The 16,731-nt window shown below is 66.5% G+C and carries 12 protein-coding genes; 3 read left to right on the top strand and 9 right to left on the bottom strand.

All coding sequences use genetic code 11. The features are described from left to right. Positions 1–19: 19 nt before the first annotated feature. The 6 genes from IT779_RS00130 to IT779_RS00105 form a co-directional block, all read right to left on the bottom strand. The gene (locus IT779_RS00130) at positions 20–2,212 is read right to left on the bottom strand and encodes a site-specific integrase (RefSeq protein ID WP_196147071.1); all 2,193 of its coding nucleotides are present in this window, start codon (positions 2,210–2,212) and stop codon (positions 20–22) included. Beyond that, entirely contained in the window at positions 2,190–3,932 is a 1,743-nt protein-coding gene (locus IT779_RS00125; RefSeq protein WP_232541328.1) for a hypothetical protein, read from the bottom strand. The genes IT779_RS00130 and IT779_RS00125 overlap by 23 nt, the downstream gene beginning before the upstream one ends. Continuing rightward, entirely contained in the window at positions 3,932–5,398 is a 1,467-nt protein-coding gene (locus IT779_RS00120; protein WP_196147070.1) for a tyrosine-type recombinase/integrase, read from the bottom strand. Before IT779_RS00120 ends, IT779_RS00125 begins: the two co-directional genes overlap by 1 nt. A gap of 89 nt (positions 5,399–5,487) precedes the next feature. Then, positions 5,488–6,252: a tyrosine-type recombinase/integrase gene (locus IT779_RS00115; RefSeq protein WP_196147069.1), complete on the bottom strand. Its 765-nt coding sequence runs from the start codon at positions 6,250–6,252 to the stop codon at positions 5,488–5,490. Positions 6,253–6,330: 78 nt separating this feature from the next. Next, positions 6,331–6,903 carry a hypothetical protein gene (locus IT779_RS00110; RefSeq protein ID WP_196147068.1) on the bottom strand — a complete coding sequence of 191 codons (573 nt, stop codon included), beginning with the start codon at positions 6,901–6,903 and terminating at the stop codon, positions 6,331–6,333. Positions 6,904–7,738: 835 nt separating this feature from the next. Beyond that, on the bottom strand, positions 7,739–8,857 hold the full coding sequence (locus IT779_RS00105; protein WP_232541327.1) for an ADP-ribosylglycohydrolase family protein: 1,119 nt from the start codon (positions 8,855–8,857) through the stop codon (positions 7,739–7,741). Between the two features lie 112 nt (positions 8,858–8,969). Here IT779_RS00105 and IT779_RS00100 point away from each other — a divergent pair, with 112 nt between their 5' ends. Continuing rightward, positions 8,970–9,404 (top strand): hypothetical protein, encoded by a 435-nt coding sequence (locus IT779_RS00100; protein ID WP_196147067.1) that lies wholly within the window; start codon positions 8,970–8,972, stop codon positions 9,402–9,404. A gap of 21 nt (positions 9,405–9,425) precedes the next feature. Here the strand turns inward: IT779_RS00100 and IT779_RS00095 are convergent, their stop codons facing one another. Further along, positions 9,426–9,881: a pyridoxamine 5'-phosphate oxidase family protein gene (locus IT779_RS00095; protein WP_196147066.1), complete on the bottom strand. Its 456-nt coding sequence runs from the start codon at positions 9,879–9,881 to the stop codon at positions 9,426–9,428. A gap of 96 nt (positions 9,882–9,977) precedes the next feature. After that, positions 9,978–11,120: an XRE family transcriptional regulator gene (locus IT779_RS00090; protein WP_196147065.1), complete on the bottom strand. Its 1,143-nt coding sequence runs from the start codon at positions 11,118–11,120 to the stop codon at positions 9,978–9,980. Positions 11,121–11,536: 416 nt separating this feature from the next. Here IT779_RS00090 and IT779_RS00085 point away from each other — a divergent pair, with 416 nt between their 5' ends. Further along, on the top strand, positions 11,537–11,881 hold the full coding sequence (locus IT779_RS00085) for a hypothetical protein (RefSeq protein ID WP_196147064.1): 345 nt from the start codon (positions 11,537–11,539) through the stop codon (positions 11,879–11,881). A 74-nt stretch (positions 11,882–11,955) separates the two neighbouring features. Here the strand turns inward: IT779_RS00085 and IT779_RS00080 are convergent, their stop codons facing one another. Then, the gene (locus IT779_RS00080; RefSeq protein WP_196147063.1) at positions 11,956–12,840 is read right to left on the bottom strand and encodes a PAC2 family protein; all 885 of its coding nucleotides are present in this window, start codon (positions 12,838–12,840) and stop codon (positions 11,956–11,958) included. A gap of 205 nt (positions 12,841–13,045) precedes the next feature. On the opposite strand from IT779_RS00080, the gene metH reads away from it, so the two are divergent. Beyond that, a complete protein-coding gene (gene metH / locus IT779_RS00075) occupies positions 13,046–16,672 on the top strand; it encodes a methionine synthase (protein ID WP_196147062.1) in 3,627 nt (1,208 codons plus the stop codon). The last annotated feature ends 59 nt before the right edge of the window (positions 16,673–16,731 follow it).

The raw sequence follows: 16,731 nt of genomic DNA, 5'->3' as shown, positions 1-16,731 counted from the left end.
CGTTGTGCAGCGGTAATTCTCATGCATGGTCCTGTGGGAGATCTGTGGCGGCAGCGGCGTCGATGGCGTCGATGACGCGCAGGGCCCGGTCGTAGTCGGCTTGCAATCGGGCCTTGTCGGTGCGCCGGGTCGTGCCGAGGCTGCCGAGGAAGGTCTTGGTCTGCTGGGCGTGTTCGGCCCAGACGGGCCGATGGTGCTGGTGATGGGTGGCCTGCGGGCAGCGCGCTGAATCACACATTCCTGCCAGCGGCCGGTCGGCGTGTGGGGTGCCGGCGAGCTTGAGGCAGAGCGCGCGGGAGGGGTCAGTGAACCAGCAGTAGTTCGCGGTTCCGAGGTGAAGGGTGTGGGCTCGTTTGGTGAGCAGGTCGAGGATCTCCCGGTCGCTGGCTTGGGTTTTCGGCGCAGCCGGGTCGAAGAGTTCGCCGTCGACGTGGGCGAAGAATTCGGTCAGTTCCCGTGCGCCGGGTCCGGCGGGCATGATGCCTTGCTGGTAGTTGCGGAATTCGGTCCAGACCAGCTCCAGGTTGCGGTCGGCTTCGTGCTTGTTCACCTCGGTCAACAGTTCGGCTTGTGCCCCGCCGGGCTTAGAGACATATCCTTCGGTCGTGGCGACGGCGATGTGCTTGAGGTGCCATTTCGCGGCCAGCATTCCGCCTGGCCGGTAGGCCAGCTCGATAGCCAGTGTGCGGCGCAGGGCGCGCAGGCTGACGGCGGTCTCGGGGATCGAGGCGAGCCCGAGTCGTTGACCGGTCGGTCCGTTGACCCAGTTCCGCAGCCAGGTGCTGCGGACGTCGAAGGCGAACCGGCCCAGCAGCAGTGCGCCGGGTTCGGGATTGTCGTGCAGTCGTTCGATCAATTGAACGGCTCGATAGACCGGTTCGATGACGACCCATTCGTCAGCGACGCCGCCGAGGCGCTGGCCTTTGACCACGCGGCTGGCCAGCCGATAGCGCACCAGATCCGGACCATGGCGTTCCGGCGGGCGGCAGCAGCCAACCTGTAGTTCCATCAATTCGCTCGAACGCATGCCGGACAAGGCCGCCAGCAGTGTGATCGCGGCGGTGCGGACGATCCCGACAACGGCGACGGCTTGTTCGCGGTCCAGCGGGACTGTCCAAGTGACCTGGTCACCGGTGTCGGCTCGTCCGACCAGGGCAGCGTCGCGGGCGAATTGGCGTTGGGCGCCAACCAAGTTCAGTGTGGCCTCGACGCGGGGACGCAGATGGGGCAGCCAGTCGGTCATGAACTGGGTGAATCCGGCCTGTCGGGCCAGAACTCCCAACGAGATCGCAACCAGCGGGTCCTGCGGTGACCAGCCTTGGGTGATGCGTCTACGAACCCAGTGCTCGGGCAGCATCGGCAGCGGTTCGCCTCGGCGCTTGTAGCCGGCGAGCAGTCGGAGGAATTCCGCGAGCGGCAGCCGCCCGGTCGGGGTGTGCGCTCCGTGCCGGATCGACCACTTCCGATTGGCGTCGGCGACTTGGCGGGCCAGCGTGATCGCGTGCGGTGCGATCACCTCGACCAGGTAGGTGGCCGCGCTCAGCAGCGGCCGTAGGACTGTGTCGTCGAGTGGCTGCGTTTTGTTCTGGCCCGTGCCGGAGGGCATTTCGGCGATCGCCGAGGGTGCTGCTCCGCCCCAGGGCCGGAGCGTGGCCGTGACCCGGTCGCTGGTGAACAACTCCCGATGGTTGATCAGGTCGACGACGATCTGGGCCGCGGCCCGCCTGGTCGCGGGCGATCGTTCGCCCACGACATGGCCATTGTCGTCGAGGAGGTAACGGCGGTGGGCAAGATAGTTCTCGCAATCGGTGTCGGTGACGACAGCCAGGCTCGTGATCTGCCGTTCGGTGAGCCAGGCCAGGAATCGAGTGAGCTCGTCGAGGCGGGCCTTGGCGGTGTTGAGATGCAGCGGCGTGCGATAGCCGCGCGGCAGCAGCGCGACCGCGTCGTGGCGGGGCGCGAGCATCGCGACGATCTGTTCCTTGGCAAGCAGCCGCCAGCGGGGTTCGGCGATCGTGGTGAAGACGAATCGCCGGTTCACCATCGACATCTGAACTGGCAAGCCGATGACGTCGGTGAAGTCCCAGCGATCATGCTCGAATAGCGGACGAGGTGCACTGGCGGGCAATGTCAGGCCGGCCTCCGCGCAGATGTCGGCCCCGGCGAACGGTGAACGCCGGTATGGGTCTTCACCGCTGAACGCAACGGTCATCGTGTGAACTCCTCGGGGCGCAAGGGGATCTCGGTGTCGGTGTCGGTGACGCGCTCGGCGGCGCGGGCAACGACCACCGGGTCGAATCGGTCCAGGACGTGGTCGATGCGGTGGGCGTAGGGACCGAATACGGCCATGAACTGGGCGGCGGGCATCTGCTGCCATTGCGACTGAAGAATGCTCTGAGCCGCAACAGATTCACTGCGTGCCGGGGTGCGAACACGGACAGCGGGCAGAGCAGGCAGATCCAGGGGCGTGCCGGGCAGGGCTTGCCTTTGGGTCCGTGCAGTCCGGACAACTGGTCGGCGCAGGCTGCGGTGAACACGTCTCGGTCGCCGCCGACCAGCTCGGCCAGCGCGGTGTTGTCGAGCCCGAGTTCGGCGACGAGCCGCGGATAATCGCGGGCCAGCTCGGCAGCGCGGTCCTCGGTGAGCACGGTAGGTGGCTGGGCGCGGCGCAGCAGGTCATGCTGAGCGTCTTCGACGATCGCCTCGACGGCCTGTTGCTGCGCGGGGGTGGTGGCGGTGAGGTATCGGTCGCCTTCGACCGCCGGGGTGTGGTTCGGGTCGATGGTGGCGCGTCCGCGTCCAGCCCAGGTCGTCTTGTCCCGTGAGGCGTGGAAGGTGGTGCGGATCCGGGATCGGTGGATCTTCAGTGGATGGCCCTCGGAATCGAGCAGGCCGTGACGAACAACCCAGCGCTGTATGCCCATTCGTGCGCCGCCTCCAGCCTTGGCCGACAGCTCCGTGCCGCCGGGTTGGCAGAGCCGCAACCACAACTGCGTGCGCTCGTTCGGACCGGCGTGGCTGCGCAGCAGTGCCGAATGCGACAGCCACTGCTCGAGCAAACGGACCGCGTTGCGTGGCAGATTCAGGCTCTCGGCCGCAGTGCGGCCCTTGATGTAGGACAGCAGGATCGTGGAGTCACCCGCCCAATCGATGTCGTCGGCGACCAGGTCGTCGATGCCGTCGGGGACTATGCCGCAGTAAGCGCCGAACAGCAGCTTGTAGGCGATCACCGTGTTCAGGTCGGGAAACAGGTCGCGGCTGGCGTCGAGGACACCGCCGTGTTGCCAGACCACGTTGTGTGAGCAGCCCAGATGCTCGCCGAAGGCGACCACCCCGACCGGCCCGACACGGGCCAGCAGCCAGCGCAGGTTCTGCGCGGTCCATCCGTGCTCGCGGGGATGACGGCCGCGTTCGGCCGCGGCAAGGGCCGCGCGGTGCCGGGCGAATGTCTCGTCGGTGATCGTCTTGCAGGTGCGGATCAGCTTGTCCCAGTCCGCTTCCGAGTAGGGCGGCAGTTGACGATGGTTGCGCTGGGGGTTGAATGCGCGCCCGGCCGCCAGCTCGGCCAGCCGGTCATCGATCGTCCCGCCTGCGACTTGGACTCCGTGCAGCATCCGCCGCGTGCATGCCTCCTTCGGCCCGGACGTGCCCATCCAATATTCGGCCATCAACGGCTTGCTCAAAGCCGATGCCCCACCGGTGAATCCACGATCGGCCAGATATCGGACCAGGTGGCGGATGGACTGCTCATAGTGGCCTACCGACCCTGCGGCATTGACAGTGCCGTGCGGGTGGATCAGTTCCACCAGCCCGACCAGCAGATCCCGCACCAACGCTCGGCAGGGCAGATCCTCCAGCACGAACCGAGCCGTGGAGCCGTCGCTGAACACACACGAGATCGCCAAGGGGACCTCGCTCACGATGGCCGGCATCAGCAGCCTCCGCGTGCGGTGTCGTCGGTGAACTCGGCGTCCGCCTCGGCGTGCGCATCAACCGCCGAGGTCAATCCCTCGGCCGCGCCCGCAGTTTCGTAGGCTTCCCGGTAGATCCGTGTCAGGTCCAGACGTTTGAGGTATTTCTCGGTCACGAGCACCGAGCTGTGACCGAGAAGATCACGCAGCACCAGCAGTGGGTCGGCCTTGGTCAGATAGAACACCAGAGCGGCATCGGCGTCGGTGTCGCGCACCAGTTTCGCAGCCTGTCGGTAATGCCCGGTCACGAGGTATTCCAAGGTTCGCATCGCGAACGAATGCCGCAGCCGGTGGGGGTGAACGTGCGGGAACCGCGGCTCGAACCGGGCCCGCAATCGATCGGAAGTGCGTTCGAACACCGTCGCCCAGGCTATGAACGGGCCGCCGTCGCCGCGCAACGCGATCAGACAAGATCCGCCTCCGGGTGCCACCAACCGAAGCCGCTCCCGCGGCGTCAACGTCTCCCAGGCCCGGCGGACACCATTAATCCGACCACCGCGCGCGTCCGGCTCGGTGACCATCAGCAGCTCGCCGCGTCGTGGCCGCCAGACCGAGCCCACGGCGGTGACGGCCCGGTCGAGATCCAAGTATCGGTGCACCGCCGCAAGCGCCTGGTAGGAAATCCAGGTGGTGCGAAACTTGCGGCCCTTCGTGATCCCCGACGGCACCGAAAACGGGATCGGAACAACAGTGGGTTTGCTTGGCAGAGACGGGATTTCGTAGGTCAGCAGGTGGGTGAACTCCTGCAGACGCAGCCCAGTCGACAGGGCCAGTTCTCCGACCGCGCCGTTGCGGGCCAGCTCGCGGCCGTGATAGCCGGTGTCGAGGACACCGTCCGGTGCCAGGCCCCGCAGCCCTGCCAGGAACAGCGCGGCGAAGTCCGGCTCCAAATATTTGATTGTGACGTGCGGTTTCGGTGTCCGGCGCACCGCCAGATTCACCTTCACTTCGCGACCGGTGCCGCCGAACAACAATCGCGCGGTCCGGTAGGTGAACGGCTCCGCGGCTGCCAGGCCCTCCTCGATCGCCCACTTGTAGAACAGCGACAGAATGCTCATGTGCTGGCCCCACGTGGTGGCTGCCAGCCGCCGCGGCAGCGGCCCGGTAGCCCGATACTCGGCATACCGGCTCAGCGCCAGCTTCAACCGGTCCCGCGAATCGAACAGTCCCACACCGTGTTCGGCGAGAAATACCATCCAATCCCGCACCGCCCGCGCATACGCCTCCCACGAATTCGGCGACGGCGCACCACTGGCCGGCAACAACCGCAACCACCGATTCACCACCACGGTCGGCCGAGCCGCGACCGGTCCGTCCTCGAACAACAAATCGTCATCGACCAGCACCGGCATCCCCTCCGGAATCACCGGCCGATGCGTGACGTCCCAGGACTCCCAGCCCTGCGACGAGTAGAAGCTCAGGATCATGGACGCCGAGAATAGAAACGCCACACGCCCCGGCGCAACAGCCAAACCCCAGGCCCCCTGCGCCTTCCCGCCTTATCGCAACACGGAAACTAAGCGGGGACAATATGGCGCAGCATGTGCGGATGCATCCGCGGCAACCGCACCACCGCGACCGCGGCCAACCGTCGCAGGCGACGAGTCGCGCAATGCCGATCCATCCGCCGACCCCGCGAATTCACCAGTATCGGGCCGATCTCGCGATCCGTGACGGCGCGATCGACAGCTCGGCCGATGGCGGGCGGTAGCGGCACCAGTACGACCTTCGATCCTTTCCCGACGACGCGTAGCACGCGGTGTCCGTGTTCGTCGCCGATGTCGGAGATGTCGGTGCGGCAGGCTTCGGAGATCCGTAACCCGAGCAGTCCGAGCATCGTGACGAGGGCGAAGTCGTGGGGGTTGGTCGAGTCCCTGGCGGCGGTCAGCAGGGCCTCGAACTGTAGGTGTGACAGGCCCAGGGTGGGTGATTCGTTCGACACCCTCGGGCGGCGGACGTAGTCGGCGGGTGAATGGTCGATCACGCCGTCGATGACGCAGGTGCGGTAGAAACCGGTCACCACCGCCATCCGCCGTGCCACCGTGGCCGGTGCGAAACGCCGGACCTCCTGCATCCACCGCACATATTGCTCGACCTGAGCCCGCTCCGTCGCCAGCGGCGCGAGGTCGCGTTCGGCGCACCAGGCGAAGTAGATCCGAAGGTCGGATCGGCAATGGATTCGGGAACTGCCGGTGTAGCGGGCCAGATACGCTGAGGCGGCCAGTCGCAGGACGAGATCCTCACCGCCGGTGGCGGTGTCGATGTCTGTTGAAGCGTTCATAACCCACGATGCCGCCAACCCCAGACCAGACGCGGCATTACCGTGCACTGGCAAGGTGTGCCCGCCGACAATTAGGATTTATCGGCGGTCAGGATCAATCGGATTGCCTCGACGGAGGTATTGAAGACCCCAGGACCTAACCCCCTCTACGAAGTAGTAAAGCATGGGTGCCCCGAGGACAACTACGAAAACATAAAGAGCACCGCCCACTCCGAATCCTTCAGGGTCGATCCAACTCATGAAGCCGACTATGGCCGTAACCGCACCGAACGATCCTATGACCTCAACGAAGGTCCTGCGGCTAGCGCGGGCGACCTGCTGTTCAGCTTCGCGGACGAGCGGGGGAGGCGCGGGATGCGCTTTGCCGCCCTCCTTCCTGCGAATCTGCTCGAGCGCGAAGGCGATCGAGCGCTCGACAGAAGCGAGGCCGTCGGGGTCACTGTCAGGCCAGTCGGCGCGCGCCTTCGTCAGCAGCTCCAACCGTTCATACGGCGTCTTCCAGAGGTTTTGGCGCAGGAAGAGGCCAGCGATGATGGCAGCGCAGAGCGTCCCTATCGCAACAGCATAGGGGCCGAGATCTTTCCACGCCCAGGACGTCTCGACAGCTGTCTCAGCGGGTGTCGGTGCCTGCGCCAGCCACGTGAGGATCACCACCGACATTCTGCCAGCGCCGCGCGAGGTGGGTCCGGCGATTGGACACGTGCAGCAGGGCTGGCCGCCAACTGGACGCTATCGGCGGTCAAGCGGCCGGATGTACGTGTTCCAGATCGCTATCCCGAAGATGGCTACGATCGGTAACGCCAATACTCCATATATACAGATCAACACCCACGTCGAATTAGACTGAGGCGTATAGATATTTGCGAATCCCAGCAACGTCCCGAGCAGTAACGCTAGAGCAGCTAGAGCAGCGTTTTTTAGGTACTGCTGTCGCCAGCTTTTCGCCACCTGCCGATCCGCCTCACGAGAGATCTCAGTCGGCTCGGGAGGCGCAACTACTCGCTGCACACGGCGAATCTCGGCAAGCACGAACGCGATCGACTGGTCAAGAGAGTCACGACCCTCAAGTTCTTCAGGCCAATCCGCGCGAGCCTTTATCAACTGCGCAAGTTGATCGTATGGGGACTCCTTGTTGTTGCGCGTAAGGAACCAGCCCGCGATCACCGCCGCTATCACGGTACCTATACGCCAGCCGCAATAGGGGCGTAGTCTTTCCATTGGTTCTCGGCGGATTCGACTGCCAGCCTTGTGATCACAGCAGACATAATGCCATTGGCGCGCGAGGCAGTGGTGATCAGGTCGGCCTCGCACTGGGCTCGCGGTAGTCAATGCATGCCGACATCATGCGATAGCGGCACTCGGCCGACTCGAAACCTCCGAGAGAAGACCCACACCATCACTGGACCCGGAACTCCGCAGATACGGACGTACGCAAGATAAACTGCGGGCCAACGCTTATGCCTAGTAGAACGCACAGGTCGCGGCATTACAGGACGTTTGAGCCGTTGCTGTCGTCGAGCTTTTGCCGGGCGTCGCCATCGGTCACCCAGGCAGGCAGTGGCTCTCGCGCCGACAACCACTGCGGGGGTATTCCACGTACGCCGCGTCGCGCACCGATACCAGTACGCGCTGCCACTATCCCGCCGACGATGGCGGCCGTGGTGTCCGCATCACCACCGGCCTCGATACACGCGGTAACAGCGGCGGGATAGTCGTCGAGAAAGGTCGCGGCCGCCCACAGGGTGAACGGCACCGTGTCCTGAGCGCTGACTTGCGCACCGTTGCCGAGTTCGTACGCCGCTTCGGCCACCGAGCGCCCCAACAACCGCCGAGCCCGGCGGACACCACCGGCGGTCCGGCCCTCGACCAGGTACGGCTCCACAACGGCCAACAACTCCTCGGGCGCGCAATCCCTTCCGCGGGTGGCCGCCGCGTGCCCCGCCGCGACGGCGACCGCCATGGCACCCACAATCGCTTCCGGATGCCGATGCGTCACCTCGGCCGACAATGCGGCCTGGGCCGCCGCGCGGTCCGGATTCCCGGCGAAATACGCTCCGAGCGGAGCGACCCGCATCGCGGCACCGTTACCCCAGGAGCCACGCCCGTCGAACAAGGCGCCCGCCGCGTCGGACCACGGCCGTCCGTCGCGAATCTCGTGCAGCACAGCGACTGTGCCGCCACTGTAGCCCCGGTAAGGCTCGCAACGATCGGCGAAAGCCGCCGCCAGCCGATCCCGGTCGACCCGGCCGTCGTCGCGGATCTGCGCATACACCGAACAGGCCATCTCCGTGTCATCGGTCCATTCCCACGGCGCCGCAGGCGCTCGGCCGGCGAGAAGATCAGATCGCGAACGGCCCGGCACGAAGAATTGAGCACCCAGCGCGTCACCGACGGACAAGCCCTCGAGACTGTCACGAGCGACATCGGAAATCAGTGGCATACCGGCGACCATGCTGCCAAACCAGGAGCAACCACCGCAACACCACTGCCCCGAAGCGCTTCGTAGATCCATCGAATGGCAACCCGCGTAGTTCGTCGACCGGTTCGCGGCATTACAGTGCACGGCATACTGTCCCGGTCGCGAAAGGCTTGCCGAAGCGGGCATGGCAGCCGCTCTCGGCTGGTGACGGAGCCAAAGGCCCCCGCATCTACGACTGGGCCTGGATACAGATCGACCCGACGACCGCGACAACTCTGTCCCCGGACATCGTTGGCTGATGATCCGCCGCAACCAGCGCACCGGGGAACTCGCCTACTACCGCTGCTGGAACAGGCAACCGGTGCCACTTGCCCGGCTGGTGAAGGTGGCCGGTCGCCGCTGGTCCACGGAGGAGAACTTCCAATCCGCCAAGACCCTCACCGGCCTGGACCAGCACCAAGTCCGGAGCTGGCGCTCCTGGCACCGCTGGACCCTGCTCGCGATGCTTGCTCACGCCTTCCTCACCGTCTCGGCCGTCACCCAGCCCGACGACCCCGCTCCCACCGAACTGATCGCATTGACCCGCAACGAAATCCGGCGTCTGTTCACGACACTGGTGTCCGCACCGGTCCACACACTTCGCCACCGGATGCACTGGTCACACTGGCGACGCCGACACCAATACCGCGCCCGCCGCAGCCATTACCAGCGACGAACCCAACCCACACCGTGATCCAGAAGTCCGGCTGGAGTACTACTCGCGCTCGACGCGCTGTAATCCGTGGGTGGGGGTCCACCATTCGATGACGAGGACGGTGGCTTTCTCGTCGAGGTGGGTGTGGACGACTTCGGTGATGTCGGCGTGGAAGAGGTTGCCTTCGGGGCCGTCGGGGATGGGGCCTGCGGGGAGGGCTCGGCCGGAGATCTTGGCTTCGCCCGGCCATTCGGATTCGGAGCCTTCGACGGGGTCGACGGTGGCGGTGTGGAGGGCGAAGCGGGGGTCTCGGTGTAGGTCGTCGGCTTTGCGGGCGTCGGGCATGGAGCCGAAGGTGAGGTTGCCGTCGGCGAAGGTGGATTCGATGCCGGAGATGCGTGGGGCGCCGTCGCGGCGGATGGTTGCGATTGTTTTGTGTTTGTGGGCGTCGAACAGGGCGCGGACTCGGCGGGCGAAGTCGGGCGCGGCCTGTTCGACGTCGTGCCAGGTCGTCATGCGGACATGATCGCATCGCGGGGGCGTGCGGCGACGGATTCGCGGCGGCCGGGGTGGGATGTGTGGAACCTGTTCGCCGGAAAGCAAACTGGTCGGTTATGAATCTGTCGACAGGGAGCGGAGTTGTTCCAGGTAGGCGAGGGTGCGGGGGTCGCCGGGGTAGAACTCGACGAGTTCGCGGGCGGTTTCGCCTGCGATCCACGTCAGGGACGGCAGGGAGCGGCGACGGCCTTCGAAGGCCAGGGCGCCCTCGTGTGCGGCGCGTTCGAGATCCTTGTCGCGCACCGCGACCACGGCGAGGGTCAGGTGGGCTTCGGCGACCCGCATGGGGTTTCGGACGGTGCCGTCGGCGTCGGTCGAGGTGCGGATCACCTCGTTGGCGAAGGATTCGGCCATGCGGTCCTCGCCCGCGACGCGCGAGCAGTCCATCGCGTAGAAGTCGAACTTCTGCGGGTCGACGACGAAATGGTTGCCGAGATCGACGGGGTGGTCGAGGCGTTCGAGGATCGCGCGGCCCGCTCGCAGCGCCTCCTCGGCGCGGGCGCCGTCGCCGAGGCGCGCCCATGCCTTGGCGCGTTGCGCCGCGAGTTGCACGCCGACACCGAGATTCGCGCAGGCCGCGGGCGCGAGGTCGGCGGCTTCGATGGCGCCGAGGTAGTTGCCCTGCGTGAGCGCGAACCACGACGCCATTTCGGCTGCCCAGCCGGTGATCTCGGGCTGGTCGGCTTCCCGGCCCAGTGATACGGCGGCGCGGCGGGTGGCCTCGGCGGAGGTGCGGCGGCCGAGGTCGTAGTCGACGCAGCCGACCAGCAGGGCGACCCAGCCCGCGAGGACGAGGATTTCGCGATGCTGCGACAGGGTGAGTCGACCGTCCAGTAGGGAAGTGATGCGGCGCAACCACGCCGTGCCCTCGGTGTGCAGATCGTGCGGATCGGCGTGCGGATATTCGCAGCACAGTCGTTCGGCGGTGATCCGGATGGCGTCCAGCGTGGCGGCCGACACATCCGACATCCGTAGTCTGCCGATGAATTCGAGGGTGTCCATGCCGGTTGCCGAGAGCAGCTCGTCGTCCCGATTCGGCCGCGCCTTGGGGAAGAAAGCGGCGGTCACGGTGTCGAAGGCGGCGGCGATGAGGGGGGCGTAGAAGTCGTCCGGTCGTGACTCGCCGGATTCCCAACGCCGCCAGTTACGTAGCAGCGTACTGTCGGTCGGCAGATTGTGCGAGGACTTGCTACGCATGACTCGCACCGCATCTGCTTGTGACCACCCCCTCGCGTCACGCTCGGATCGCATACGGATGGCCCAGACTGGTCGATCGTCTCCCGAGGACACCCTTGTAGTATCGCACCAGTTAACGTTTGTCGTTCGGTATAGGGCATTTGGATGTCATGAGGTTGACAGCTGGGCGTGTCCGCTCGGGTTGGTAATCCTCGAAGGTGTGCGGAAAGGTTGCCGGTTCCGGAATGTTCGTCCGTTCGCCGGACCGAGGGCGCCTTGCTCGCTATGCTCCTACGGTTTGCCGTCACACCGGGTTTCGGCGACGACACCGGGTTTCGGCGGCCGAGTTCGATCCGACCGTGTGCTCCATCTCCGCGGTACCCCGTGCGCGGGGTGATCCAAACAAGGAACAGCGACCCAGTCCAACGGAGGTTCGGGTGGAAGCGTTGATCTATGGATACGTGCGCGACGATTTGGCCGAAGGTCATTGCGAGGAACTGGAGATCGCGATGAGCGACCTCGCGCGGGAAGAGGGCTTCTGTTTCGCCGCGACCTTCCACGAGTCGACATCGGGTGACGGCGCGGCCTTCGCGGAGCTGACCCAGGAATTGCGGCGCGCCGACGCCCATCACGTGATCGTCCCTTCGCTCGATCACCTTGCGGGGCAGACGATTCCGCGTGACCTGTTGATCGCGAAGCTGGCTCAGGACGCGGCGGCGCGGGTGTGGACGATCGACGAGGTCGCCGAGTCGAGTGCGTTGGCCGACACCGGGACCGATTAGGGGAAGCCCTCGGTCCTATCGATGGGACCGGTCGGTATTGGAAGTGGGGCCGGAAACGTCCGGCCCCGAGGCGTTCACAGACCGAAGCTACCGGGACCCCGCCTGCGCAGGTACTTTTCGAATTCGGCCGCGATGGAGTCGCCGTCGATCTTGGCCATGGTGTCGTTCAGATCGATCGCGGCATCCCCGCGCTCCTCGAGCGAGCGCACGTACTCGCTGATCTCCTCGTCGCCGACGGTCATCTCGTTGACCGCGGTCTCCCAGTCCTCGGACTGCTTGGGCAGCTCGCCGAGCGGCACCTCGATGTCGAGTACGTCCTCGACGCGATGTAGGAGCGCGATCGTGGCCTTCGGGTTGGGTGGCTGGGACACGTAGTGCGGAACCGCGGCCCAGAACGACACCGCGGGCACGCCCGCCTTCACGCACTGGTCCTGGAGGACGCCGGTGATGCCGGTGGGGCCCTCGTAGCGGGTCTGCTCCAGGTTGAAGCGTTCGGCGGCCTCTTTGCTGTAGGCCGAACCGGTGACGGGCACCGGGCGCGTGTGCGGGGTGTCGGCGAGCAGCGCGCCGAGGATGACCACGGTCTGGACGCCGAGCTGTTCGATGAATTCCAGCAGATCCCCGCAGAAGCTCCGCCAGCGCATATTCGGTTCGATGCCGCGCAGCAGCACGACGTCGCGGTCGCTGCCGGGCGGCGAGCACACCGACAGCATCGTGGACGGCCACTGGATCTCCCTGGTGACGCCGTCGACCTGGCGCACCGTTGGACGGTTGACCTGGTAGTCGTAGTAGTCCTCGGAATCGAGTTCGGCTAGCGGCTCGGCGTCCCAGATCAGTTCCAGATGCTCGACGGCGCCGCTGGCGGCATCGCCCGCGTCGTTCCAGCCTTCGAAGGCCGCGACCAGCACGGGGTCCCGCAACGTCGGCAGTTCCGAATCGGGAGTTTCACTGGGGTTCACCCGGTCAGCCTAATGTCTGTGAAGCGCGGGCGTGCACACGACGCGATCGGTTTCCCCGGTACCCGTCGACTGGAAAATTTCCGGTCCGAAGGATTCCGCTCGCGATGAACCGAGCGGCCGCCGGAATGTGGCGCCGCTCACGGGCGAGGTCCGCTCGGCCGGATAGGCTCGGGACCTGTCGGCCCCTCCCACTAGGCTTGTACACATGCCTGTGTCCGACTCCTCCTCGCTGGAAAGCGCCGTGCTCGACAGCACGGCGTTCGATACCACGCTCCTGGACACGCTGTCCCGGCGTGTCGTGATCGGCGACGGGGCGATGGGCACGATGTTGCAGGCCGCCGACCTCACCCTCGACGATTTCCGCGGGCTGGAGGGCTGTAACGAGATCCTCAACGACACCCGCCCCGACGTGCTGCGCCATATCCATCGCGCGTACTTCGAGTCGGGCGCCGACGCGGTCGAGACCAACACCTTCGGCTGCAACCTGCCGAACCTGGCCGACTACGACATCGCCGATCGCATCCGCGACCTGTCCGAACGCGGCACCCGCCTGGCGCGCGAGGTCGCCGACGAGATGGGGCCCGGCCACGACGGCGCGCCGCGCTACGTGCTCGGGTCGATGGGGCCGGGCACCAAACTGCCCACCCTCGGGCACGCCCCCTACACGGCGCTGCGCGACGCCTACGTCGAGGCCGCCCTCGGCATGCTCGACGGCGGCGCCGACGCGATCCTGATCGAGACCTGCCAGGACCTGCTCCAGGTCAAGGCCGCCGTCACCGGCAGCAGGCGGGCGATGGCGCGCGCGGGTCGCCGGATCCCGATCATCACCCACGTCACGGTGGAGACCACCGGCACCATGCTGGTCGGCAGTGAGATCGGCGCGGCGCTCACGGCGCTGGAGCCGCTCGGCATCGACATGATCGGCCTCAACTGCGCCACCGGGCCCGACGAGATGAGCGAGCATCTGCGCCACCTGTCGCGGCACGCGAACATCCCGGTGTCGGTGATGCCGAACGCGGGCCTGCCCGTGCTCGGGGCCAACGGCGCGGAGTACCCGTTGACGCCGGAGGAGCTGGCGGCGGCGCTGCGCGGCTTCGTCTCCGAATTCGGGCTTGCGCTGGTCGGCGGCTGCTGCGGCACCACGCCCGAACACATCCGTCAGGTCGCGGCGGCCGTGCGGGAGGTCGAACCCACCTTGGCGCCGCCCGCCGAGCGCCGCAGGCCCGAACACGAGCCGAGCGTGTCGAGCATGTACACGGCGGTGCCGTTCGAACAGGACGCCTCGGTGCTCATGATCGGCGAACGCACCAATGCCAACGGCTCCAAGGCATTCCGCGAGGCCATGCTGGCCGAGGACTGGCAGAAGTGCCTCGACATCGCCAAGGACCAGACCCGCGACGGCGCGCACGTGCTCGACCTGTGCGTCGACTACGTCGGCCGCGACGGCGCCAAGGACATGACGGCGCTGGCCGCCCGCCTCGCCACCGCATCCACGCTGCCGATCATGCTCGACTCCACCGAGACCGACGTGCTGCGCGCGGGCCTGGAACACCTCGGCGGGCGCTGCGCGGTCAACTCGGTGAACTACGAGGACGGCGACGGTCCCGAATCGCGTTTCCAGCAGACCATGGCGCTGGTCGCCGAACACGGCGCCGCGGTCGTCGCGCTGACCATCGACGAAGAGGGCCAGGCCCGCACCGCGGCGCACAAGGTCGAGATCGCCGAACGCCTCATCGCCGACATCACCGGCAACTGGGGGCTGCTGGAGAGCGACATCATCATCGATACGCTCACCTTCACCCTCGGCACCGGTCAGGAGGAGTCGCGCCGCGACGGCATCGAGACCATCGAGGCCATCCGCGAACTCAAGCGTCGCCATCCGGCGGTGCAGACCACCCTCGGGTTGTCCAATATCTCCTTCGGGCTGAATCCGGCGGCGCGGCAGGTGCTGAACTCGGTCTTCATGCACGAATGCGTGCAGGCCGGTCTGGATTCGGCGATCGTGCACGCGTCGAAGATCCTGCCGATCGCGCGGATTCCCGAAGAGCAGCGGCAGACGGCGCTCGACCTGGTCTACGACCGCCGCGCCGAGGACTACGACCCGCTCCAGAAGCTGATGGCCCTGTTCGAGGGCGTCTCGGCGGCCTCGTCCAAGGCGTCGAGGGCCGAGGAACTGGCCGCGCTGCCGCTGTTCGAGCGGCTGGAACGCCGCATCGTGGACGGGGAGAAGGCCGGTATGGACGCCGACCTCGACGCCGCCATGACCGAGGTCCCGCCGCTGCGCATCATCAACGAGACGCTGCTCGCGGGCATGAAGACCGTCGGCGAACTGTTCGGCTCCGGTCAGATGCAGTTGCCGTTCGTGCTGCAGTCCGCCGAGGTCATGAAGACGGCGGTGGCCTACCTGGAACCGCATATGGAGGCCACCGACGATTCCGGCAAGGGCCGCATCGTGCTGGCCACCGTCAAGGGCGATGTGCACGACATCGGCAAGAACCTGGTCGACATCATCCTGTCCAACAACGGCTACGAGGTGGTGAACCTCGGCATCAAACAGCCGATCGCCACCATTCTCGACGCCGCGGTGGACAAGAAGGCCGATGTCATCGGCATGTCGGGACTGCTGGTCAAGTCCACGGTGGTGATGAAGGAGAACCTGGAGGAGCTCAACGCCAAGGGCGTGGCCGACCAGTTCCCGGTGTTGCTCGGCGGCGCCGCGCTGACCCGCGCCTACGTGGAGAACGATCTCACCGAGGTCTATCTCGGCGATGTGCACTACGCGCGCGACGCGTTCGAGGGCCTGCGCCTGATGGACGAGATCATGACGGTCAAACGCGGCGGCGGGGCCGATCCGGACAGTCCGGAGGCCGTCGCCGAGCGCGAGAAGGCCGCCGAGCGCAAGGCTCGCCACGAGCGGTCCAAGCGCATCGCGGAGAAGCGCAAGGCCGCCGAGGTGCCGGTGGTGGTGCCCGAACGCTCCGACGTGGCCGCCGACCTGCCGGTGCCGACGCCGCCGTTCTGGGGCACGCGGGTGGTCAAAGGTCTCGCGGTGCAGGAGTATTCGGGTCTGCTGGACGAGCGGGCGCTGTTCCTCGGGCAGTGGGGTCTGCGCGGTCAGCGCGGCGGCGAAGGGCCGTCCTACGAGGAACTGGTCGAGACCGAGGGCAGGCCGCGGCTGCGGTACTGGCTGGACCGGTTGGCCACCGAGGGCGTGCTGCAGCACGCGGCGGTGGTCTACGGGTACTTCCCCGCGGTCTCCGAGGGCGACGACGTGATCGTGCTGACCGAGCCCGAACCCGATGCCGCGCAGCGCTACCGGTTCACCTTCCCGCGTCAGCAGCGCGACCGTTTCCTCTGCATCGCCGACTTCGTGCGCTCGCGCGAGCGGGCGCGCGCCGCGGGGCAGGTGGATGTGCTGCCGTTCCAGCTGGTCACGATGGGGCAGCCGATCGCGGATTTCGCCAACGAGCTGTTCGCGGGCGACAACTACCGCGACTACCTCGAGGTGCACGGCATCGGCGTGCAGTTGACCGAGGCGTTGGCCGAGTACTGGCATCGGCGGATTCGCGAGGAACTGGTGCTGGAAGGGCACGCGGTGGCCGATTCGGATCCGGCCGATGTGCAGGACTATTTCAAACTCGGCTATCGGGGTGCGCGTTACTCCTTCGGCTACGGCGCGTGCCCGGAACTCGAGGACCGCGCGAAGCTGGTGGATCTGCTCGAGGCCGATCGGATCGGCGTGGTGCTGTCGGAGGAGTTGCAGTTGCATCCCGAGCAGTCCACCGACGCGTTCGTGTTGCTGCATCCCGAGGCGAAGTACTTCAACGCCTGAGGTTTTGCCGCACGATTGTGTGATGGTGGTCACCATGCGGCTGCTGATCGCCGCGCGGT

Source organism: Nocardia bovistercoris (genome assembly GCF_015674855.1).
In the GTDB taxonomy this organism is placed as follows: domain Bacteria; phylum Actinomycetota; class Actinomycetes; order Mycobacteriales; family Mycobacteriaceae; genus Nocardia; species Nocardia bovistercoris.
The sequence above is the reverse complement of the archived record's forward strand: the minus strand, read 5'-3'. Positions and strand labels throughout refer to the sequence as shown.